This window comes from Caldibacillus thermoamylovorans (assembly GCF_000751775.1).
GTDB lineage: Bacteria > Bacillota > Bacilli > Bacillales > Caldibacillaceae > Caldifermentibacillus > Caldifermentibacillus hisashii.
Map to the genome: position 1 here is coordinate 1 of NZ_CCRF01000012.1, position 20,770 is coordinate 20,770.

General features: G+C 38.1%; 23 protein-coding genes and 3 pseudogenes. 17 read left to right on the plus strand and 9 right to left on the minus strand.

The genetic code is table 11. The features are described 5' to 3' along the window. Nucleotides 1-206 precede the first annotated feature (206 nt). From BT1A1_RS01835 to BT1A1_RS01870, 9 genes are all read left to right on the plus strand, one after another. The gene (locus BT1A1_RS01835) at nt 207-476 is read left to right on the plus strand and encodes a hypothetical protein (RefSeq protein WP_034767503.1); all 270 of its coding nucleotides are present in this window, start codon (nt 207-209) and stop codon (nt 474-476) included. Next, nucleotides 477-1,832 (plus strand): tripartite tricarboxylate transporter permease, encoded by a 1,356-nt coding sequence (locus tag BT1A1_RS01840; protein WP_034767505.1) that lies wholly within the window; start codon nt 477-479, stop codon nt 1,830-1,832. Between the two features lie 31 nt (nt 1,833-1,863). Further along, complete coding sequence (gene mvk / locus BT1A1_RS01845) at nt 1,864-2,859, plus strand: mevalonate kinase (protein ID WP_034767508.1); 996 nt, start codon at nt 1,864-1,866, stop codon at nt 2,857-2,859. After that, nucleotides 2,843-3,841 (plus strand): diphosphomevalonate decarboxylase, encoded by a 999-nt coding sequence (mvaD, locus tag BT1A1_RS01850; RefSeq protein WP_034767510.1) that lies wholly within the window; start codon nt 2,843-2,845, stop codon nt 3,839-3,841. The genes mvk and mvaD overlap by 17 nt, the downstream gene beginning before the upstream one ends. 16 nt (nt 3,842-3,857) lie before the next feature. Beyond that, on the plus strand, nt 3,858-4,964 hold the full coding sequence (locus tag BT1A1_RS01855; protein WP_034767512.1) for a phosphomevalonate kinase: 1,107 nt from the start codon (nt 3,858-3,860) through the stop codon (nt 4,962-4,964). A gap of 149 nt (nt 4,965-5,113) precedes the next feature. Then, nucleotides 5,114-6,145, plus strand: a complete 1,032-nt coding sequence (fni, locus tag BT1A1_RS01860; protein WP_034767514.1) for a type 2 isopentenyl-diphosphate Delta-isomerase — start codon at nt 5,114-5,116, stop codon at nt 6,143-6,145. Between the two features lie 358 nt (nt 6,146-6,503). Continuing rightward, nucleotides 6,504-6,680 carry a hypothetical protein gene (locus BT1A1_RS18385; RefSeq protein WP_156103142.1) on the plus strand — a complete coding sequence of 59 codons (177 nt, stop codon included), beginning with the start codon at nt 6,504-6,506 and terminating at the stop codon, nt 6,678-6,680. Beyond that, nucleotides 6,673-7,356 carry an ATP-binding cassette domain-containing protein gene (locus BT1A1_RS01865; protein WP_034767516.1) on the plus strand — a complete coding sequence of 228 codons (684 nt, stop codon included), beginning with the start codon at nt 6,673-6,675 and terminating at the stop codon, nt 7,354-7,356. Before BT1A1_RS18385 ends, BT1A1_RS01865 begins: the two co-directional genes overlap by 8 nt. Nucleotides 7,357-7,361: 5 nt before the next feature. Next, nucleotides 7,362-8,012 (plus strand): ABC-2 transporter permease, encoded by a 651-nt coding sequence (locus tag BT1A1_RS01870; RefSeq protein WP_034767519.1) that lies wholly within the window; start codon nt 7,362-7,364, stop codon nt 8,010-8,012. A gap of 497 nt (nt 8,013-8,509) precedes the next feature. On the opposite strand, the gene BT1A1_RS01875 is transcribed toward BT1A1_RS01870, so the two are convergent. Both BT1A1_RS01875 and BT1A1_RS01880 read right to left on the minus strand, forming a co-directional pair. Beyond that, on the minus strand, nt 8,510-8,812 hold the full coding sequence (locus tag BT1A1_RS01875; protein ID WP_034767522.1) for a spore coat protein: 303 nt from the start codon (nt 8,810-8,812) through the stop codon (nt 8,510-8,512). Between the two features lie 58 nt (nt 8,813-8,870). Beyond that, the gene (locus BT1A1_RS01880; protein WP_034767524.1) at nt 8,871-9,071 is read right to left on the minus strand and encodes a hypothetical protein; all 201 of its coding nucleotides are present in this window, start codon (nt 9,069-9,071) and stop codon (nt 8,871-8,873) included. 153 nt (nt 9,072-9,224) lie between these two features. On the opposite strand from BT1A1_RS01880, the gene BT1A1_RS01885 reads away from it, so the two are divergent. The 5 genes and pseudogenes from BT1A1_RS01885 to BT1A1_RS01895 all read left to right on the plus strand — a co-directional run bounded on the left by BT1A1_RS01885 (nt 9,225) and on the right by BT1A1_RS01895 (nt 11,916). After that, nucleotides 9,225-9,431 (plus strand): hypothetical protein, encoded by a 207-nt coding sequence (locus BT1A1_RS01885; protein WP_034767526.1) that lies wholly within the window; start codon nt 9,225-9,227, stop codon nt 9,429-9,431. A 12-nt stretch (nt 9,432-9,443) separates the two neighbouring features. Beyond that, nucleotides 9,444-9,806, plus strand: coding sequence for a spore coat protein (locus tag BT1A1_RS01890; RefSeq protein ID WP_034767528.1), 363 nt, complete (start codon nt 9,444-9,446; stop codon nt 9,804-9,806). 14 nt (nt 9,807-9,820) lie between these two features. Then, nucleotides 9,821-9,960, plus strand: a pseudogene (locus tag BT1A1_RS18115) (glutathione-dependent formaldehyde dehydrogenase); the annotation flags it as partial. Then, nucleotides 9,959-10,129 (plus strand): annotated as a pseudogene (locus BT1A1_RS18390) (glutathione-dependent formaldehyde dehydrogenase); the annotation flags it as partial. The pseudogenes BT1A1_RS18115 and BT1A1_RS18390, both read left to right, overlap by 2 nt. A 326-nt stretch (nt 10,130-10,455) precedes the next feature. Beyond that, nucleotides 10,456-11,916 (plus strand): nicotinate phosphoribosyltransferase, encoded by a 1,461-nt coding sequence (locus tag BT1A1_RS01895; RefSeq protein ID WP_034767530.1) that lies wholly within the window; start codon nt 10,456-10,458, stop codon nt 11,914-11,916. A 151-nt stretch (nt 11,917-12,067) separates the two neighbouring features. Here BT1A1_RS01895 and safA read toward each other — a convergent pair. Beyond that, nucleotides 12,068-12,670 (minus strand): annotated as a pseudogene (gene safA / locus BT1A1_RS01900) (SafA/ExsA family spore coat assembly protein). A gap of 269 nt (nt 12,671-12,939) precedes the next feature. Here safA and BT1A1_RS01905 point away from each other — a divergent pair. Beyond that, nucleotides 12,940-13,152: a hypothetical protein gene (locus BT1A1_RS01905; RefSeq protein WP_034767532.1), complete on the plus strand. Its 213-nt coding sequence runs from the start codon at nt 12,940-12,942 to the stop codon at nt 13,150-13,152. Nucleotides 13,153-13,465: 313 nt separating this feature from the next. After that, nucleotides 13,466-14,437 carry an oxygen-dependent tRNA uridine(34) hydroxylase TrhO gene (locus BT1A1_RS01910; protein ID WP_034767534.1) on the plus strand — a complete coding sequence of 324 codons (972 nt, stop codon included), beginning with the start codon at nt 13,466-13,468 and terminating at the stop codon, nt 14,435-14,437. Between the two features lie 119 nt (nt 14,438-14,556). Here BT1A1_RS01910 and BT1A1_RS01915 read toward each other — a convergent pair whose 3' ends face one another. The 6 genes from BT1A1_RS01915 to qoxA all read right to left on the minus strand — a co-directional run bounded on the left by BT1A1_RS01915 (nt 14,557) and on the right by qoxA (nt 19,682). Next, nucleotides 14,557-15,246 (minus strand): LrgB family protein, encoded by a 690-nt coding sequence (locus tag BT1A1_RS01915; protein ID WP_034767536.1) that lies wholly within the window; start codon nt 15,244-15,246, stop codon nt 14,557-14,559. Continuing rightward, the gene (locus BT1A1_RS01920; RefSeq protein WP_034767538.1) at nt 15,243-15,623 is read right to left on the minus strand and encodes a CidA/LrgA family protein; all 381 of its coding nucleotides are present in this window, start codon (nt 15,621-15,623) and stop codon (nt 15,243-15,245) included. The genes BT1A1_RS01915 and BT1A1_RS01920 overlap by 4 nt, the downstream gene beginning before the upstream one ends. Before the next feature lie 228 nt (nt 15,624-15,851). Beyond that, on the minus strand, nt 15,852-16,157 hold the full coding sequence (qoxD, locus tag BT1A1_RS01925; RefSeq protein ID WP_034767540.1) for a cytochrome aa3 quinol oxidase subunit IV: 306 nt from the start codon (nt 16,155-16,157) through the stop codon (nt 15,852-15,854). Then, complete coding sequence (gene qoxC / locus BT1A1_RS01930) at nt 16,158-16,763, minus strand: cytochrome aa3 quinol oxidase subunit III (RefSeq protein WP_227140303.1); 606 nt, start codon at nt 16,761-16,763, stop codon at nt 16,158-16,160. Further along, nucleotides 16,748-18,718, minus strand: coding sequence for a cytochrome aa3 quinol oxidase subunit I (gene qoxB / locus BT1A1_RS01935; RefSeq protein ID WP_034767542.1), 1,971 nt, complete (start codon nt 18,716-18,718; stop codon nt 16,748-16,750). The genes qoxC and qoxB overlap by 16 nt, the downstream gene beginning before the upstream one ends. Then, nucleotides 18,708-19,682 carry a cytochrome aa3 quinol oxidase subunit II gene (gene qoxA, locus BT1A1_RS01940; RefSeq protein ID WP_034767544.1) on the minus strand — a complete coding sequence of 325 codons (975 nt, stop codon included), beginning with the start codon at nt 19,680-19,682 and terminating at the stop codon, nt 18,708-18,710. Before qoxA ends, qoxB begins: the two co-directional genes overlap by 11 nt. A gap of 506 nt (nt 19,683-20,188) precedes the next feature. Here qoxA and BT1A1_RS17650 point away from each other — a divergent pair. Further along, nucleotides 20,189-20,341, plus strand: coding sequence for a YpzG family protein (locus BT1A1_RS17650; RefSeq protein WP_072012629.1), 153 nt, complete (start codon nt 20,189-20,191; stop codon nt 20,339-20,341). The last annotated feature ends 429 nt before the right edge of the window (nt 20,342-20,770 follow it).

Sequence of the window (20,770 nt, forward strand, 5' to 3'; positions counted from 1 at the left end):
TAGAGCGTGTCTCAAGAACATTTTTGTGCTTTTTATTCCCCCCAAATAGTTTAGCCCAAAATACCCGGCTCTTTCTGTAATAAATAATTGAAAATGATTATCAATATCACTATAATGGAAGTGGCTTTAAACGAGCTGTATACAAATAGTGGAAAATACTGAAACTACCAAAAGAAGCAGTATGTTTTTCCGGAAAGGAGATGCACATGGCAAAATCAAAAGCCGATCCAACTTACCAAAAAACACAGGACCATTCCGAATATGTGGAAGTGTGGGAGGATTTTGTAAGCATTAAAGACCTGGTGATTTCTTTCATTATCTGCAGTATCATGACCCTCGGGGCTTATTTACTGGCTCCGAATGATCCGCCTAAACCGTTATTCTTTGGATTGTCGGGTGCATTAATCGGGTTTATTATTTGCAGTGTTATCATAAAACCAAAACGGAATTTAATCGAAACAGAGGAAGGTAAATAGATGGATGTGAATCTACTTATACAAATGCTTATTGCCGCCATTCTCGGTACGGCAATTTATACAATTATTGGCATCGTCCCCGGTACAGATGAAACGGCAGTGATTGCGCCGATAACGTTAGCCATTGTCTTGGCCGGTGTTGAACCGATTGTCGTCCTTACCTTTTATATGGCTGCGGTTATTGCTCATAAATTAACCGATTCGGTGCCGGTAGCCGTTGCCGGGATACCCGGTGGCGTGATGGCGACACCAATGGTTGAGCATGCCCTTGTTTTAAAAAAATATGGACAATCAGAAACGAGTATAAAGAAAATGATGTCCGGTTCCGTAATCGGCACCCTCGTTTCTGTTCCGGTCAGTTTATTATTGGCAAGTGTATTAGTTCCTTTTGCTGAACGGATCAATGAGTATGCCAATCCGATTTTGTTTGCCGGGGCGGTTTTATTGGCATTACTTTCAACGAATCGCTGGTTGTCTTTGATCATCATCATCCCCTTTGCTTTACTGATACAAGGACTAAGACACTTATATTGGGACCTTGGAATTGTACCGGAAAATAAAAATGTGTTTATTTCTTTTTTTCTCGGTATTACCATTGGTCCTGTCATTGTTACATTGCTTGATTTATTAAGTAAAGAAAGAAGAAAACAACTCATCCGCCATCATCATAAAGAAATTATTTTAAAAAAATCAGCAAAAGAGAAAGGATTCCCGAACCCATTTAAAATTTTAACAAAAAAGGAAGTCGGGATGAGCTCAATTGCATCGCTCGCCGGTACCATTACATTTATGTTCAGTGCGGTTGGAGTGACGACGCTTGTTGGCGAATTATTTTCAAAACAAGAAAAAGAACCCGTGAAAAGATCCTCCCTTGCCATTAGTTGTATGGAGGCTCTGGCAAATGCTACCTATATTGCCGGGTCACTAATCCCGTTGATTGCCTTAGGTTTTCCGCTCTCTTCCGTGGCACTCGGCCCTGCCAATCCGTTGTTCAATGCACCGCCTGTATTCACATTGGATCATAATTTGCATCATATTTTATCGTTCACTGATTTTCTTTGGGCAATTTTCATAGGTGTAGGTATTTCTTTATTTTTCACATATGTCATTATTATTAAATACGCCAATGAAATTTGTGCCTTTGTCTTTAAATGGATTCCCCATGAAGCCATTTTGGGATTATTTGTTGCCCTTGTTTTCTTGCTTGCATTTATGGATGCAGGCTGGCTAAATATTGCCGGTGTTTTATTAATCGGGATTGTTTCCGGCACTTTAAGTCGCTATGGCGTTAATTTTGGTGTACAATTTATGGTGTTATATTCTGCACCATGGCTAGTATCTGTTTTAGCTGGGTAGCGGAGAATCCTTTTGAAAGTAGGGAATTGTATTGCATCACTCAGAGAAACGTGCAGTCGGAACAGCTCACAGTAAAGTCATTTTAATCGGAGAACATGCGGTTGTTTACGGTGAGCCGGCTATTGCTCTTCCTTTTCCTACGTTATCGGCAACCTGTATCGTTGAGCATTCTTATGGTAAGATTTTATTTGAAAGTGAAAAATATACAGGTCCACTTGAACGAATTCCTGAACGTATGAAGGGGCTAGCCCTATGTATCAATGAAACTTTATTGGAATTAGGACAAAAACAAGCAAATTTAAAGATAACACTAATATCTAATATTCCGATCGCACGAGGTCTTGGTTCCAGCGCTGCAACAGCCATGGCGATCGTACGCGGGCTTTCCAATTATTTTGCAATTCCACTGACAAAAACAAAATTAAAGACACTTGGTAATATTGCTGAAAAATATGCTCATGGAAATCCGAGTGGTATTGATATGGAAACGGTGTTTAGCGATGTTCCGATTTTGTTTCAAAAAGGCTTTATTCCAAAACCGCTCTTCATCCAAAAACCTTTTTATCTTGTTGTTGCCGATACGGGCGAAATTAGGAATACAAAACTTGCAGTGGCGAGTATTTTAGCAAAACGAAAACAAGACCCGAAGCATATCGAGCATTCGATTCATTTATTAGGTTTATATACGAGAGAAACGAAAGATGTACTGATGGCAGGGGACCTGTCGCGATTAGGTGAATTGTTAAATTTAGCACAGATTGAACTTAAAAACTTAGGCGTTAGTGATGAACCTATTGACCATTTGGTAAACGTTGCAAAAAATGAAGGTGCCCTTGGTGCAAAGTTGACGGGTGCCGGTCGGGGAGGTTGCATCATCGCGTTAGCCGAAAACGGGGACCACGCATCGATGCTATGTAAAAGGTTACGTGAAGCCGGGGCGACGGAGACATGGTTTTTTAAAGTGGAACAAGACAGCGAACAACTGTCCTGTGAAGAATGGGGTGAAAACATTGAAAGCAACCGCTAAGGCCCATACGAATATCGCATTAATTAAATATTGGGGAAAACGGGACGAGTCGTTGATTTTACCCATGAATAGCAGCTTGTCGGTTACACTTGATACATTTTATACCGTTACAACTGTGGAGTTTGATGAAAAGTTGACAGAAGATGTATTTTTTTTAAATGGTGAAAAGGCTGATCATACGGATACAGAGAGAGTTTCGAACTATTTGAGGGCAATTAGAAAATTCGCGAAAAAACATCTATTTGCTGTGGTCCGTTCTGAAAATCATGTCCCGACAGCAGCCGGCTTTGCTTCATCCGCATCGGGTTATGCTGCTTTGGCCGCTGCCGCTACAAAAGCCATTGGTCTGAACTTACACCCACAGGAATTATCCCAATTTGCCCGCCTTGGGTCCGGTTCAGCCTGCCGTTCCATTTATGGCGGCTTTGTTGAATGGCAAAAAGGGGTGAAGGAAGACGGCTCTGATTCTTTTGCCGTTCCGATTTTGCACGAAGATGATTTTCCAATAGCCGTTTTGTCTGTTATGGTAGCCACGAATAGAAAAAAAGTACTAAGTCGTGCCGGCATGAAGCGGACAGTAGAGACTTCCCCTTTTTACCAAGGCTGGTTAGATACGGTCGAGCATGATTTATCAGAATTGAAACATGCACTTGAGCTCCGTGATTTTACTCTGCTTGGTGAAATCGCTGAAAGAAACGCGCTAAAAATGCATGCAACAACATTAGGAGCGAATCCGCCGTTTTATTATTGGCAAAGTGCGACCATGGAAGTGATGGAAGCAGTGCAAAATATACGTTCACAAGGAATAGAGGCATATTTTACCATGGATGCCGGCCCGAATGTGAAAGTACTTTGTTTGCCGGAAGATGAGCAAAAAGTGTATGATCAATTAAAGCAAATCCCTTCTGTTAAAAAGATTTTCACCTGTCATCCGGGTCCGGGGGTTACTTTTTTACCTACTGGAGAAGCGGATGTTTGTTAAGATAGGAAGATGATATATGGAAAAATCGGTTATTCATGTGAAAGTTCCCGGCAAATTATTTATTGCCGGAGAATATGCCGTGCTTGAGCCGAATCAGTTTGCAATCGTAATCGCTGTTAATCGATATATGAAAGGAACTATTGAGGAAGACTCGATTCATACCATTTCTCTTCCGCAAATCGGTTTTCCGGATATTCAATTTAATTTGCAAGATGGCCAAGTCCTTTTCAATCAAGAAGATGAAAAATTAGTTTTTGTAAAAAATGCTTTATCTATTTTTTATCAATTGTTGAAGGAAAACGGGACCCTCCCTCGGCCGTTTCGATTGACAGTAACAAGTGAACTTGACGATGATTCCGGAAAGAAATTCGGTTTAGGTTCGAGTGCTGCAATTGTTGTTACGGTAATTACGGCTTTGTTAAATTTTTATAAGCTGGAAAATATTAGACCGACAAAGGAATGGATTTATAAATTATCCGCCATTGCTCATTATCAAACACAAGGGAATGGCTCTTGTGCCGATATTGCCGCGTCAACCTATGGAGGATGGCTGCATTATCGAATGTTTCGTCCGGAATGGTTGAACCAAGAATTAAAAAAAGGGACAAGTTTAAGCGATTTGTTGAAAATGGACTGGCCGGGTCTTCATATAGAAAGGCTAACGCCGCCTATTGAGATGCATCTTGCTGTCGGTTGGACGAAAAAGGCGGCATCAACGGCATCGATGGTAAAGACGGTTCAACGTATACGAAATGACAACCCTCCTGTTTATAAACGCTTTTTAAAGGAAAGTACGGACGCTGTTACCCGTATCTTGGAAAGTTTTTTGCAAAAGAGTGTGGAAGGTGTCATTGATGGGATCAAGAAAAATCGAATGGCCTTACAAAAACTCGGTGAACATGTTTCTTTTGCGATTGAAACAAAGGAGTTAAAACAATTAATTGATATTGCCAATAAATACGGAGGTGGCAAGTCGTCAGGAGCCGGAGGTGGCGACTGCGGTATTGCGCTGGTAAAAAACGATGGATTGCTTGAAGCGCTTACCGATGAATGGAAGAAGTCAGGCATTTTCCCTTTGTCACTACAAATTTCTGAACAGGGAGCCGACCCAACTGAATTCTGATTGTTAGCGGGACAAACTGGACGTATGCAGGAGCCGGCGCAATTGAGTAGTTTTGCAATCTGATTGTTAGTTGGACAAATCGGATGTATACAGGAGCCCGCCCATTTGAGTAGTTTTGAAATAAATATATTGAAAAGAGGGTGATTGGTGTGTCTCATGAGATCAATCAGCGAAAATCTGAACATATAAAAATTGTTTTAAATGAAAAAGTAACCGGAACATCAATTACCACCGGATTTGAGTCCGTTCGTTTTATTCATAACGCCTTGCCGGAAATTGATTTTGCAGAAATTTCGCTGGCTACAAGTTTTTTCGGGAAGCCGGTTAAAACACCGTTTTTAATTAGTTCCATGACAGGCGGGGCTCAGATGGCAGAGACCATTAACCGGAATTTGGCGATTGCTGCTAAAGAGCGGGGATGGGTGCTGGCGCTTGGTTCTACTCGGGCACTAATTGAAAGTAAAGACCATCGTGCTTCTTTTCAATTACGAAAATATGCCCCCGATATTCCAATTGTTGCAAATTTAGGTGCGGTTCAATTCAATTATGGTTTCGGTGTCGATGAATGTAAGCAAATTATTGAAATTACTAATGCCGATGTTCTTGTCCTGCATTTGAATAGTATTCAAGAGGTTATACAGCAAGAGGGAAACACGAATTTTAAAGACCTTCTTGGAAAAATTGAAAAATTATGTTCCGGTTTGAATATACCGGTCGGTGTGAAAGAAGTAGGCTGGGGGATTGCCGGTGATGTAGCAAAACGGTTAACCGAAGTCGGTGTGTCTTTTATTGATGTAGCCGGAGCGGGGGGAACTTCTTGGAGTCAAGTAGAAAAATTCCGTTCCAAAGAAAAAATAAAGAAGGAAGCTGCAGAGGCATTCAGTGATTGGGGAATTCCTACGGTTGAATGTATTATGTCCGTCAGGGAACAATTACCGGAACAAACGATCATTGCAAGCGGTGGCATTCGGACCGGTGTCGATGCAGCAAAGGCGATTGCGCTCGGGGCTAATCATGTCGGCATTGCCAGATCGATTTTAAAACAAGCGACAGAATCACCGGAAGCCGTAATGGAAGTCATGGCGACACGAGAACTGGAATTACAAATGGCGATGTTTGGAATAGGAGCTGCCAATATAAAGGAATTAAGGGAAACCAATCGAATTCGAATAAACAGATAAAACCCTATGATATACATGGGGTTTTTTTTCATAACGGAAAAAAAGCAAATTAAGATTGTTCAATTAAAAGATTCAAGTAGATTCTAAAACAGGTTTACAAGAACATTTAACTAGAGTAAAATGCAATTAGTTCTTAAAATTTATTATACTCAATTTTTATATAAAATTACAATATATATACAAAGGAAATCAAGGTTATCGTTACAATTATCAAAGTTGGAATCTATCTTGCCCCATGACATATTTGAAATGGGATTTTTTTGCAGGTTATTTCCAATATTAGCTTCAGCAATTATAGAAAGCACCATAACACCTAAATTGATTATACTAATACTTCAATGATTAGGAGGGCGAGGAAGTGAAAAACGATAATCCTTTAAGAATTTTTATAGCTGTATTACTTATTGTAACTTTGCTTTCACTAATTTTCACAGGCAACAGTAATCTTACTCATATTTTGATTTTGGTTTTAATGGCTTTAGTTATTATCTATTACACAAAGTTCAACAATCGAAGGCGTGATAAAAATGAATGACAAGAATATTATTGTTCAACTTGATTCTGTATCCAAACAGATGGGTGAATTCTGTCTGCATCATATAAATTTAATTGCCAATCCAAATGATATTATTGCGATTATCGGTGAAAACGGTGCCGGGAAAACCACTCTTTTAAAAATCCTTTCACATCTATACTCTATAGATTCAGGAAAAATTTCGCTTCCTCCTATTCATGAAATGGGGTTTGTTTTTGACAGTAATCACTTGCATGAAGCGCTGTCTATTAAGGAAATAGAAAGATTCATTCCATACCTATTTCAAAAGTGGGATGATGCTACCTTCTCGGACTATATTGATAAGTTGGAAATCCCACGAGAGAAGGCTATTAAAGACTTTTCAAAGGGAATGAAAACAAAATTAGGTATTGCCGTTGCATTATCTCATCATGCCAAGGTTTTACTGTTAGACGAGATTACCAGTGGTCTGGACCCGTTAATCCGTGATGAAGTACTAACCGTTATAAAAGATTATGTTAATCAATATTCAGCAATTGCCATTATGACAACACATTTATTGGATGATGTCATAAAAATTGCTAATAAAGTGATTGTAATGAACAAGGGTACCATCATTTTAAATCAGCATGTTTCAGAATATCGTAATACGGACAGCTTAGAAATGAAGCTGAAGGAAATAATTGCAGGGAAGTGAATTACATGTTCGGGTTATTCTTAAAAGATCTTTTCTTATTAAAAAAACATTGGTTAAAAACGAAATATATTTTTATCCTTTTCGTATTTCTGCTCATAGCAGTACTTGTACTTAAAGAAAATAGCTTGATCGTATCTGTATTTATCGCCATGTTATTTTTGAACAGTATTCAAGTTTTATTTGCTGAAGACATGAAAACGGGCTGGCCGGAATTTTTAAATACAACCGGTCTGCCTGTCGGAAAGATTGTCTTTGCCCGTTTTTTAGCATCAATTCTTATATCTTTATTATCAACTGCTATTTCCTTTGTTATTAATCTTCTTTTATATTTTTTCTTTGACTCTTGGTCGTTTAAGGAAATGAGTACCATTTTATTAATCATATTTTTAGTATCATTGCTCTATCTATTTATCTTGTTACCGTTCATATACTTATTTGACACAAATGGAATAACTATAGCAATCATATTGTTATTCATAGCCGCTTTCTTATTATCAAAAGTAAATAACATCACAACAAATATAGCAAATTTCATCAATGATTTGGCTACTGTGAACATAGTAATGGTAAGCTTCTTGGGTTTACTGTTTATTGGGTGCATCTCCTATGGAATATCAATAATTATATATACGAACCGGTTTGCTAAAAAGTTGTAGGATGTTGTCTGAATTAAAATTTTTAGGTATCCGGTAAGAAAAGGGCCTGTTAATGGCATGGGAATATATGGAAATCAAAATCAAATTGTTGTAACTGCGATTATTTTTAAACATAGACTCCTTGCTTATTGAATATTGTGATTTCTCAGGTTACAGTTTACCAGCTTCCTGTATAAGGATCCTTTAATTACAATTGGCCTGTTCACTATTTCAATTTTAACTTTAGTAGTTGTAATAACATATCAAATATCGAGCAAAAAGGTGGAATAAAAATCCCTTGACAGCAAAGTAACTGTATTTGCCGGCCAAGGGTTTATTCTTATTACATTAAAAATATATCAGTTTCCTGCAGTAGTTTTTTCAGTGAATTACAGGTCACGAGTCACCTCAAGGTTTGGACTCCGAGTTTTCTTTAATAGAAATGCCCGGCAGTTTTGTGAAATTCCAGCAACATTTACAATTTGTATTCCACATAAGGCTAGGAAATTGCCAAATGTTTACTTTGATTTCGCCAAGCTTGTTGCTGTATTGGCTGTTTGGACGTCGATTTGTAATTGGTCTTTTAATGACCGAGGATGATAATAACCTTTTGCAATCATATAGTCACTGATTTGCTCATGAGTATCAATTGCTTGAAATAATTGATTTTCCAATTCCGCCCGTAATTCCGGTGTTGCTGATTCTGTGAGTGCTAAAGCGGTATTAATCACCCCTGATTTTGTAGAAATTAGAAAATCCGTGGCAATGACTTGATCGGTCATCCCCTTCATCCCCATTATGTTTTTAAGAAACTCAAGCATTTTCTCACCACCTTAACTCATTTAACGTGTTTGAACAGGCTGAAAGATTCGATAATCATTACTGGCCATCCCATCTAATCAAGTTTTCTAAACGTTTTACACCTTCTTCCCCGGCCTTAACATCATTCAGTAAAATTGTTTTTAATTCCTCGTCCTGAACCAGTCCGGACATCAAAGTTGATTTTGATAAGCATAGCGATTTGAAGGTTAACAGTTCATGAAGCTCTAATGTTTCATGAAGGGCTAAAGATTTATTCATATTCCCACCTCGTAAACAAACTTTTTCATACTATGTTGCAAAAAAATGATTCTCATACATAGGAATTTTTGACGAGTTTGGTAAATGTTTACAACTGATGAAAAGATGTTCAATTTTCCATACTAGAAAAAAATGTGTTTAGAGGTGAAGACAATGACTGAACAACAGTTAGCTTTTCATGAAACGATGGATACGCATGAAATTCTCAACTTCAAGACCGTCTGTTTACTGAAGTCAAAACTCATGCAAGGTGTTGTCTTTGATCAAGATTTACGGGCATTAATGGAAAAAGATGTCCAAATGACAATGAAACATATAAAAGAACTTCAAGATTCCTATCTCCATGCAAAATTACAATAGAGGTGAAAAAACATGTTACAAGATTATTTAGACCCGATCAATGCGGTTGGAATGCCTGATCAAATGGATTCCGCGATCGCGATGGAATTTTTAACAACAGTAAAAACCGGTGTGCGAAATTATGCGATTGCGATTACGGAAACTGCAAATCCGGAGCTAAGAAAAAAGTTGAAAGAACAGTTAAAAGAAGGAATTCAGTTACATAGTGAACTATACCAACTAATGATGGAAAAAGAATGGTTTTACCCTTACGATCTGTCTAAACAGTTTGAAATAGATTTACGTGCGTCAGAGTTGGCTGTAAAAATTGCGGAACTTGACCTATTTCCAAAAGATACAGACCGCTTGGGTAATTTTGCGACGCCGTATAATTGAAGGAGGAACAGGCAATGAAAGCTGTCACATATCAAGGTATTAAAGATATTAAGGTAAAAGAAGTGGAAGCTCCCTCGATAAAAAACGAGATGATATTATCGTTAAAATTACGACAACGGCAATCTGTGGTTCGGATCTTCATTTAATCCACGGAAGCACCGGTCATCCATTATTTGCCTTACTTATATAATCTCATTGCAAAAGGGGAGTTTAACCCGGCTGATATTGTCACCCATGTTATTCCGATCGATCAAGCCGAACATGGTTATGAGGTATTTGATACAAAAACCGATGGCTGTATAAAAGTTCTTTTGAAACCTTAATATTGTTTTACCAAAAGGATGTCCAACCCATTAGGCATCCTTTTCTTATACATTAAGAGCTTGTTGCGGTAAATGAAAAAGTGCACAAGGAAAGCTTCGAAAGCATAGGCTTGGCTGTTGAATAAGCATGTCTTTTTTTACATAGCAACCAAAAAAACTTCTTGGTGAACTACGGCTCTGCTTTGCCTTAACGCCCAAACACTCAAATTTTTTTATTCATATTTCAATTGTAGAGATAATGGATAATGATGGTATAATATAATTACGAATGAAAAGTAAAGACTTTTGAGAAACTGTGAACAAATAGTAAATTGGGGGTAAACAAGGTGAATAGAAAATACACCGATGATTCCTTAGCATTACATACCGACTTGTACGAAATCAATATGGTGCAGTCTTATTGGGAAGACGGTATCCATAATAAAAGAGCGGTTTTTGAAGTTTTTTTTCGTAAAATGCCGTTTGGACACGGGTATGCTGTTTTTGCCGGACTCGAAAAAGTAATCGACTATTTACGTAACTTCAAATTTACCGAGAGTGATTTAGCCTATTTACGGGAAATAGGATATCCGGAAGACTTTTTAACGTATCTTAAAACAGTTCGATTTACGGGAACCTTGCGTTCGGTTGTTGAGGGTGAAATCGTTTTTGGCAATGAACCGCTTATCCGTGTCGAGGCACCTTTGGCAGAAGCACAATTAATTGAAACCGCCCTGTTAAACATCGTGAACTATCAAACATTAATTGCCACCAAGGCTTCTCGAATTAAGCAAGTGGTTGGGGATGAACCGGTTGCTGAATTCGGGACAAGACGGGCGCAAGAAATGGATGCCGCAATTTGGGGAGCAAGGGCTGCAGTCATCGGTGGCTGTGATTCAACAAGTAATGTGCGGGCAGGAAAATTATTTGGTATTCCGGTTTCGGGTACACTGGCACATTCCATGGTTCAAGTTTATCATGATGAGTACACCGCTTTTCATAAATATGCCAGCACTCATAAAAATTGTATTTTTCTTGTTGATACGTATGATACGTTAAAATCCGGGGTACCGAATGCAATACGGGTGGCCAAAGAATTAGGGGATCAAATTCGTTTTGTCGGAATTCGGATTGATAGTGGCGACTTGGCTTATTTATCTAAGAAAGCAAGAAAAATGCTTGATGAAGCCGGTTTTCCGGAAGCAAAAATATTCGCTTCTAATGATTTGGATGAACATACAATTATTAATTTAAAAGCCCAAGGTGCACAAGTTGATAGTTGGGGTGTCGGTACGAAATTGATCACAGCATTTGATCAACCGGCGTTAGGAGCTGTGTATAAACTCGTTGCGATTGAAGAAGACGGTAAATTAATCGATACGATCAAAATAAGCGGGAATCCGGAGAAGGTAACAACACCCGGTTTGAAAAAAGTTTATCGGATTATTAATAAACAAAATGGCAAGTCAGAAGGAGATTACATTACTTTAGACTGGGAAAATCCGCAAGAGGAAGAGCCGTTAAAAATGTTTCATCCGGTACATACGTTTATTAGTAAATATGTGACTAATTTTGAAGCAGTTGATTTGCATAAAAATATTTTCGTGGATGGTAAGCTCGTTTATGAATTGCCGACGATTAAGGAAATCCAAAATTATGTAAAGAAAAATCTTGATCTGCTGTGGGATGAATATAAACGAATTTTAAATCCAACGCTATATCCGGTTGACTTGAGCCAAGCGTGTTGGGATAATAAGATGGCTAATATTGAAAAAGTAAGGCAAAAAGTAGCGAAATTGAAATATTAGATCAACAAATCATATGAAAGATGGGCTTCCAAAGATGGAGCCCTTTTTCTTTGATACAAACCGGATTTATACATATAAATCTTCAGTTTGAACATCCCATAAAATTAAAGTTGTACAACTTGAAAATAGTTGTACAACCGCTTCTAAATCACTATCTCCTAATAAACATCTGCGTCCAGTAATGTCTTCCGGAACCTCCCGCAGCATAACCGACGCCGATCTCTGTAAAGTTTGTACTTAAAATATTGGCGCGGTGTCCGGGGCTGTTCATCCAAGCAGTAACGACCGCTTGAGGGGTTGCTTGTCCTTGAGCGATGTTCTCACCGGCAGCGCGGAAACGTATTCCAAAGTTATTGATCATTGTAAACGGACTCCCATATGTTGGTGAATTATGAGAGAATTACCCGCGATCTCTCATATCCATACTTTTATATCTGGCTACTCGCGATAGTTCCCAGTTATGGATAAGTGGCTTTAAACCGGCTTTTGCCCGCTCTTGATTGACCAATTGAACGACTTGGGCCTCAACATTTTTTTCCGAAATTTGGGGGATCGTTAGCTTCTGGTTTGGGTAAATGAGAGCCGGATTTTTAATTTGCGGGTTTGCTCTGATTAGTTCACTCAGCCCCACTTGAAACCGAACAGAAATTCTCCACATGCTGTCGCCGGGTTGAACTGTGTATGTAGTCTGACCGTAAGCGATAGAAGGAAAAATCAAAAATAATGTTAGAAACGTAATGATTAGTTTTTTCATCATGTTCACCTCCTGGATATAATGTTCCCTTTTATTTTTTTAAAAATAAGGAAATTCCCTTATAGAAAGGAGAAATTAGGAAAAACTTTGCCTTTCAAAAATTCCGTAGTCGATAATTGTCAAAAAATTTTTTCTTCAACTGGTTGAAAACCCTTTCAAATTCTGGTATTGTAGAATAAAATAATATATGAACATTTTATGAACATTAATTGAATAAAATTTGAACTATGGTTAAAAAATTTGTAAAAATGATGAACAGGGGGAGCGAAATGGGTAAAGTATTGATAGGATTTTATTTCATTGTCGGCTTACTTTGTACCGTTTGTGTACTCGGATCGATTATAAAGGGTGAAGTCCTGCTTGTTTCTTGGCTATTGTTAGCCGGTGGTATTAATTTCTTTCTCTTCTATATTGTTTGGAAAGATGAAAAGGCAAAGATGAAGGAAAGAAGAAAGTTAAAATTAGTTCGGACCTATAATTAAATGTAAAATATGATTTCCACTGTACAAACAGGTGACCCATCATTGTATAGTGGTTTTTTTATTTAAACTACCTGTTACAGGCCCCGTAAAGTTGTAATATGAAGGATTACCCAATTAATCACTATGCACCATTATTTTTGCTAAAAACAAATGGTGCCAAGTTTTGTGCACGCTCCCGTATTCAATCACAACAAAGATGATGGAACAGGGAAAATCTTCCTTAGATTTTAAGTTCATATAGTTATAAACAACATATAAACTGTGTTAAAATGATTAACAGTGATTTATTATTAGGTAAGGAGCGTAATACAAAATGGACTATCGAGTATTGCTTTATTATAAATATGTTCCGATTGAAGACCCGGAAACTTTTACACAAGAGCATTTGAAGTTTTGCAAGGAATTAGGACTTAAAGGGAGAATTCATATCGCCCATGAAGGAATCAACGGGACGGTATCGGGTACGGTGGAACAAACGAATCTTTATATGGATACATTAAGAAAAGATCCCCGCTTTAGTGATATGGTTTTTAAAGTTGATGAAGCTGAAGGCCATGCGTTTAAAAAGATGCATGTCCGCCATCGGAAGGAAATTGTCAGTCTCCGTTTAGATGAAGATATTGATCCGACTGAATTGACGGGAAACTATCTTAAACCGAAAGAATTTTATCAAATGTTGCAAGATCACGATACAATTGTTATCGATGCCAGAAATGATTATGAATATGATTTAGGCCATTTCCGTGGGGCAGTTCGTCCGGACATTAAAGCCTTCCGTGAATTACCTGACTGGATTCGGAAAAATAAAGAAAAATTTCAAGGGAAGAAGATTTTGACTTATTGTACCGGGGGAATCCGTTGTGAAAAATTTTCCGGTTGGCTGAAAAAAGAAGGATTTGAAGAAGTATATCAGCTTCACGGTGGAATTGTTACGTACGGAAAGGACCCTGAGGTAAAGGGAAAGCTGTGGGATGGCAAATGCTATGTTTTTGATGAGCGGATTAGTGTCCCGATCAATCAAGTTGAACATGTCGTCGTTGGTCGCGATTATTTTGACGGAAAGCCATGCGAGCGTTATGTTAATTGTGCCAATCCGGATTGTAACAAACAAATTCTCTGCTCTGAGGAAAATGAACATAAATATTTACGGGGTTGTTCCCATGAGTGCCGGGTTCATCCGAGAAACTTGTATGTAAAAGAACATGGGTTGACAGAAGAACAAATACGTGAAAGACTAGCTGCAATTGGTGAGGAATACGACAGAAAAAAAGAAGCAACGGTATAAGAAAGCGGCTTATCCCTAGCAGGAAGGGGATAAGCTGTTTTTTTAACCTTAAAAAAATATAGGATGATTGCGGATGGAGAACCGTGGCCCGGATAAGCCGTTTTTTTTAACTCGATTTTTTAAAAAAGGATCCAAACAAGAAAAGGGATAAGAAAAGAACTTAAAATTGCCGACAAAATCATGCCTGCTGAACTGATTGAACCTGTCTCGAGATTATCTTCAAATGCCTTGGCTGTGCCAATTGCGTGAGAGGCGTTACCAAAAGCCATTCCGCGTGCGATTGTATGGTCAAACTTGAAAATTTTAAGTAAGTACGGCCCGATGATTGCCCCGGTAAACCCTGCGATCATAACAAAAACAGCGGTTAATGACGGAATCCCGCCAATCTGACCGGCTATTTGAACAGCGACAGCGGTTGTAATCGACTTGGGAAGCGCCGTAAAAATCATTTCTTTCGTATAACCAAGAAGATTTAAGATTATGTAAACCGTTATCAAATTCAATGTAACGGCCAGAAAAATACTAACCAAGACCGGTTGGAAATATTTCAATAAAAGTTCTTTGTATTTATATAAAGGAAAGGCTAACGCCACGACTGTCGGTCCTAATAATTCATGAAGCCATTTGCCCCCATCCATATATGTTTCATAAGGAATATTCAAACTTACCAATATAATAATAATGATGATGGTCGTTGTTAATGTTGGATTCAAAATCGGGTTTTTATATTTAACGGCAAATTTTTTTGCTGCAAAAAATACGCCAACGGTTAATAAGAACATGCCGACTCCAATACTTATAGTGTTCATGCCAAATGTTTCTCCTTCTCTTTGAATGTAGTTTTCCCCAATTTTTCACAAACAAAAGCAGAAGCGACAAAGACAATGCAGGTACTTACGATTATACCCATGATAAGGAGTATTCCTTTGCCGTGAAAAATATGGAAATAATTCATCACTCCAACTGTGGCGGGTACAAGAAACAAAGGCATAAGTGACAGCAGAAAATTCGCCCCTTGATTCACCCAGGTTTCCGGAAGTATTTTACTGGACAAGAAGAGAAACAATAAAATTAATCCGATAATACTCCCCGGGATCGATAACCGAAAGATATTTTGTAAAACTTCACCAATGATGTAAAAAAAGGTAATCAATAACATTTGCAAAATGAACTTTATGAATTTCATTTCCCGTTCCCCCTTGAAAATCTTCAGAGCTGTTAAATAACAGTTACTTCATTTTACACCCTGTATCAATGAAACTCAATCAAAATGTATGGAAAGTGGATGTTCAAAAAGACCGGGAAAAATCTTAAGTTTTCCTCTTCTCACAGACTGCAACCGCCTCTTAAAACATGGACTAAAAAAACGGGTCCCTTTTGGGAAACCCGTTTTTTACACTGTATCATGATAAGTTTAATGAATTGGATGCCCGGCAGTCATAACCCAGATGGAACCAACGACAATGACAACAGCCATGAACACCGCATATACCGTATGGACCACTTTTGTATCGCGATCTTCGCCTTCTGTCATATGCATGAACATAAATAGTTGCAGTCCTGCTTGAGCAACAGCCAACCCGGCAATAATAATCATCACAATACCTGCTGAAAGACCTGTCTTAAAGGCAACGAATAATGTCGCAATGGTTAAAGCAATGGATAATAAAAACCCGACAACATGCGTATAGGGGAAACTATTATGTGACTTGCTGTTCATCTAAATTAACCCCCCTACATAAACAAATGTAAAGATGAAAATCCAAACAACATCAAGGAAGTGCCAATAAATACCCCAAATATGAACTTTACTTGCTGTTATTGGTGTAATTCCTCTTTGCAGCAGCTGGATGATAACCATTATCGCCCAAAAGATACCTAAAGTGACGTGGGCTCCGTGTGTTCCCAGTAAAGTTAACAAACTGGATGTAAATGCACTTGTTTGAATCCCGGCGCCTGCATGAACATAATGGATAAACTCATTAATTTCCATATACAGGAAGCCGCCACCCAATGCTAAAGTAATGATTAACCAAGTAATTAACCCGCGAACATTTCCACGTCGCATTTCATGAATGACTAATCCGGCGGTAAAACTACTTGTTAACAAAAGCATTGTTTGAATGACAACATCTTTTATAACAAAAATTTCCTCTCCAGTCGGCCCGTCAGAGGTTCTTGTATGAAGAACCCCATAGACGGCAAACAATGTTGCAAATAAAATGATTTCTGCCGCGATGAAAATCCAGAAACCTAATATATTTAATTTTCCTTGTTCTGATTGGTATTCTGTCGGTACAGAGTGATTAATCATTTTGCTTTCCATTTCGAATCACCTCTCCATGTACGCTCTTTCTCGATGATTTCTTCAACCGGAACATAGTAACCATCATCGTATTCAAAGGAGCGTTTAATCATTCCTGCAAAGATGAGGAAAGCGGAAATTGCTGCTAAAGGAATCCATTCAAAGACAAGGAAGAATCCTGCAATTAAGAAGGCTGCCCCCATATATACAGGTAATCCGGAATTACTTGGCATATGAATTGGTTTAATTTTATTTGGATCTAATGCAAAGTTATCTTTATTCTTTTTCATTTCCCAATAAGCATCAACATCGGTAACTTCCGGAACAACAGCAAAATTGTAATGCGGAACAGGTGTTGCAGTAGCCCATTCCAGCGTTCTTGCTGTACCCCACGGATCATTTTCTGTTGTCCGTTTTTCGTAACGAATACTCCAGTAAATGTTATAGCAAAGTGCTGCAAAACCGGCAGCAAGGAAAATTGCACCTACTGCAGATAATGCATATAACGGCCATAATCCGGATTCTTCCGAGTAAGTGTACATCCGTCTTGCCGCTCCCTGTAAACCAAGGAAGAACATTGGGAAGAATGTTAAGTTAAATCCAATGTTAAATAACCAGAAATGCCATTTACCGATTCGCTCATTCAATTTGAATCCAAACACTTTTGGCCACCAGTAATAAAGTGCTGCAAATACTGCGTAAACAACACCAGGAATTAATGTGTAATGGAAGTGAGCAACCAAGAACAATGTATTATGATATTGGAAGTCTGCAGCTGCCATTCCGAGCATAACCCCTGTTACCCCACCGATTAAGAACGTAGGGATGAACGCTAATGTCCACATCATTGGTGCTGTAAATTCTATCCGGCCTTTGCGCATAGTAAAGAGCCAGTTAAACATTTTAATACCGGTTGGAACCGCAATTGCCATCGTTGTAATGGAGAACACAGAGTTAACTGCAGGTCCAACGCCCATAGTATAGAAATGGTGAACCCATACAAGCATACTTAAGGCGGAAATAACAACGATTGCCATAACCATTGATGTATAACCATATAAACGTTTCTTTGAAAATGTTGCAACAACTTCCGAGTAAATACCGAATGCCGGTAGAATAACAATATACACTTCCGGGTGACCCCATAACCAGAACAGGTTAGCCCAAAGCATATCCAGACCGCCATCTGCAACGGTAAAGAAGTGTGTACCGAAAATCCGGTCCATTGTTCCCAATAATAATGCAACTGTAAAGATCGGGAAGGCAATGACAATAATTAATGATGTAATTAATGTCGTCCAAGAAAACATTGGCATTCTCATTAATTTCATACCCGGTGCCCGCATCTTCATAATTGTGACGATAAAGTTAATTCCGCTCATCAAAGTACCGATACCGGCAATTTGCAGGGCAACCATGTAAAAGTTATTACCGATTCCGGGTGTAAACTCTTTACCGGCAAGCGGGAAGTATGATGTCCACCCAGCATCCGGGGAGCCACCAACGACAAACGAGAGGTTAAATAGCATTGCACCGGCAAAAGTCAACCAAAAACTTAATAAGTTCAATTGCGGGAATGCCACGTCCCTAGCCCCGATTTGAAGCGGCATGGCAATATTTATAATTCCGATTAACATCGGCATCGCCATGAATAAAATCATGATTACGCCGTGAGTTGTAAAGACTTCATTGTAATGTTGAGCATCTAAAAATGTATTTTCCGGTACGGCTGTTTGGGCTTTCATCATTAAGCCGTCGACACCACCACGGAAGAACATAAGCACACCCATGATGATGTACATAATTCCAATTCGTTTATGGTCAACTGATGTTAACCATTCTGACCAAAGATATTTCCATTTTTTAAAATAAGTTAGGCCAACAACAATACCGACCATTGTCAGTACAATTGCTATTTGTGAACCTAAAATGAGTGGATCGCCAGTGATTAAAATTTTATCCCATTTAATGTCCACTATGGTCACCTCCATGATGATGGTCACTGTTTTCTGTATCGTTGTCTATATCATTATTTTCATCAGTAAAAGTTTTGCCCGGATAACCATGAACACGGTATAATTCAGGATTTAAATATTCTTTAGCATGATGATCCGCATGATCAACCCATTCAAGATGTGTATTTGAAAACGTCTCTCTACCTAAATGTGAAGGTTTGAGTTTTTCTGCATACATTTCTTCTGTTAATTTAGGTGCTTTTTCCTGAACTTCTTTTACCCATTTATCAAAATCCTGTGGAGATTGGGCAAGTACCTCAAATTCCATTTCTTTGAATCCTTTACCATTGAAGTTTGAGTTTCTGCCAAAGTAAGACCCTTCATGATCTGCTACTATATAAAGTTCTGTTTCCATTTTTGCCATCGTGTATTTTTGACCACTTAATGCAGGGATCCAGAATGACTGCATGGTTCCTGCCGAGGTCAATTTAAATAGTACAGGACGGTTAACCGGAATATTTACATAGTTAATGGTTTCAATATTTTGTTCCGGATAACTGAATATCCATTTCCAGTCAGCTGAAGTTGCATGGATAACTAATGGTTCTTGGTCTTCATAACCTGCTGGAACTTCTTCCAGATCAAATAAAGTGGTAACGGTTGGAACCATCAGGATGACCACAATGATGAATGGAATAGCTGTCCAAATAATTTCCACAAGATGATTACCTTTTTCTTGCGGTGGTTCATAATCCGCATTATCCGGACGTGCCCGATATTTCCAGACAATATAAACAAACAAGGCAATAACAACAACCATGATAAGTCCAATCCAAACAAGAGACCAGTTAATTAAATCAAGAATTTTTTCAGCTTGCGGTCCTTTTGGGTTGAATACTACCAGTTCAGCCATTTCACAGCCGCTAAGCAGAAACACAAGCATGACTGAGACTACTGATAAAAGCAGGCTTTTCCTTTTTTTCATACGACTCTCCCTTTCTTAGAAGTTGAAATTCATATAATTGCAATAAAGTTATAGATTTGTTCACACTCTTGACTAAATTTGTTCACATTTTAGACAAAAGTGTTAATTATTTCACAAAGTAGACACAAACTAGATTTGGAAAGGCTTACCTTGGTGATAAATTACAAAATACATTATTACAATATAGTTAACACTACATCTATATTGTAAACTATAACTTTTTAAATGGAAGCCCTAAATTGTTACAAATTAGTTAAGGATAAAATTGTATTTACTATAAACCACATAAAAAGTATAAATTGGGAAAAACCACCATTGACAAGTTGTTGTAGTTGTTTTTAAAACTTTCTGGAAAGGCTAAAAAATATTGCGGATAAAAACTTGTATGAACTGGTTCTACGGAAATTTTACATGAATTTAATAAAAAAATTCATATATTTTGTGAAGAAATAGCAAAATAATCATGATATTCTTTTGAATATCAAATCCTGCCAAGAGGTGATAAAATGGCTTATTTCCATGATGTTGACCGCACAAGACAATTGTTTCACCATAATTGGACTAGGCCGAAACGGATGAAATCGCAAGTGAACGGTCATACAGAAATGTCACAAAATAATATTATTTTGCGGAGTAATGCCAAGGCACATCGATGGTAGGGTAAGTTCTGCGACGAAAGTGAAAGTCGCACAGTCGCAAAAAAGAGGGCAGGAAAACTTTCCTGTCCTTTTTATAGTATAGAAAATCTTAAACCTTAATTCAGCATTATCCCTGTTGGATTTAATAGTAAGGTAGCTTGATTCAGCAGTATTCCTGTTGGATTCAATAGTAAAGTAGCTTGATTCAGCAGAATCCCGCCCGATTTAACAGTAGGGTACCTTAATCAACAATCCCCCCGTCCAATTCAACAGTAAAAGCCAAAATTCAACAGTTCCCCTACCAAATTCAATAGTAAAAAAAGAAAAATTCGAACACCGAATTCAGATGAAAACCTTCAAACGTCTTCTCATCGGGGTTATGAAATTAACTTCTTTTGTTTTTCTTATTTTTCTTTTAAATATCTTTTCGGACAAGGAATTTGATGGTAA

Excerpts from the sequence above, each read along its gene's own strand:
- BT1A1_RS01835 (WP_034767503.1), top strand. The coding sequence starts at position 207 with ATGGCAAAATCAAAAGCCGATCCAACTTACCAAAAAACACAGGACCAT.
- BT1A1_RS01840 (WP_034767505.1), top strand. The coding sequence starts at position 477 with ATGGATGTGAATCTACTTATACAAATGCTTATTGCCGCCATTCTCGGT.
- BT1A1_RS01855 (WP_034767512.1), top strand. The coding sequence starts at position 3,858 with ATGGAAAAATCGGTTATTCATGTGAAAGTTCCCGGCAAATTATTTATT.
- BT1A1_RS01865 (WP_034767516.1), top strand. The coding sequence starts at position 6,673 with ATGAATGACAAGAATATTATTGTTCAACTTGATTCTGTATCCAAACAG.
- BT1A1_RS01870 (WP_034767519.1), top strand. The coding sequence starts at position 7,362 with ATGTTCGGGTTATTCTTAAAAGATCTTTTCTTATTAAAAAAACATTGG.
- BT1A1_RS01875 (WP_034767522.1), bottom strand. The coding sequence starts at position 8,812 with ATGCTTGAGTTTCTTAAAAACATAATGGGGATGAAGGGGATGACCGAT.
- BT1A1_RS01880 (WP_034767524.1), bottom strand. The coding sequence starts at position 9,071 with ATGAATAAATCTTTAGCCCTTCATGAAACATTAGAGCTTCATGAACTG.
- BT1A1_RS01885 (WP_034767526.1), top strand. The coding sequence starts at position 9,225 with ATGACTGAACAACAGTTAGCTTTTCATGAAACGATGGATACGCATGAA.
- BT1A1_RS01890 (WP_034767528.1), top strand. The coding sequence starts at position 9,444 with ATGTTACAAGATTATTTAGACCCGATCAATGCGGTTGGAATGCCTGAT.
- BT1A1_RS01905 (WP_034767532.1), top strand. The coding sequence starts at position 12,940 with ATGGGTAAAGTATTGATAGGATTTTATTTCATTGTCGGCTTACTTTGT.
- BT1A1_RS01910 (WP_034767534.1), top strand. The coding sequence starts at position 13,466 with ATGGACTATCGAGTATTGCTTTATTATAAATATGTTCCGATTGAAGAC.
- BT1A1_RS01915 (WP_034767536.1), bottom strand. The coding sequence starts at position 15,246 with ATGAACACTATAAGTATTGGAGTCGGCATGTTCTTATTAACCGTTGGC.
- BT1A1_RS01920 (WP_034767538.1), bottom strand. The coding sequence starts at position 15,623 with ATGAAATTCATAAAGTTCATTTTGCAAATGTTATTGATTACCTTTTTT.
- qoxD (WP_034767540.1), bottom strand. The coding sequence starts at position 16,157 with ATGAACAGCAAGTCACATAATAGTTTCCCCTATACGCATGTTGTCGGG.
- qoxC (WP_227140303.1), bottom strand. The coding sequence starts at position 16,763 with ATGGAAAGCAAAATGATTAATCACTCTGTACCGACAGAATACCAATCA.
- qoxA (WP_034767544.1), bottom strand. The coding sequence starts at position 19,682 with ATGAAAAAAAGGAAAAGCCTGCTTTTATCAGTAGTCTCAGTCATGCTT.
- BT1A1_RS17650 (WP_072012629.1), top strand. The coding sequence starts at position 20,189 with ATGGCTTATTTCCATGATGTTGACCGCACAAGACAATTGTTTCACCAT.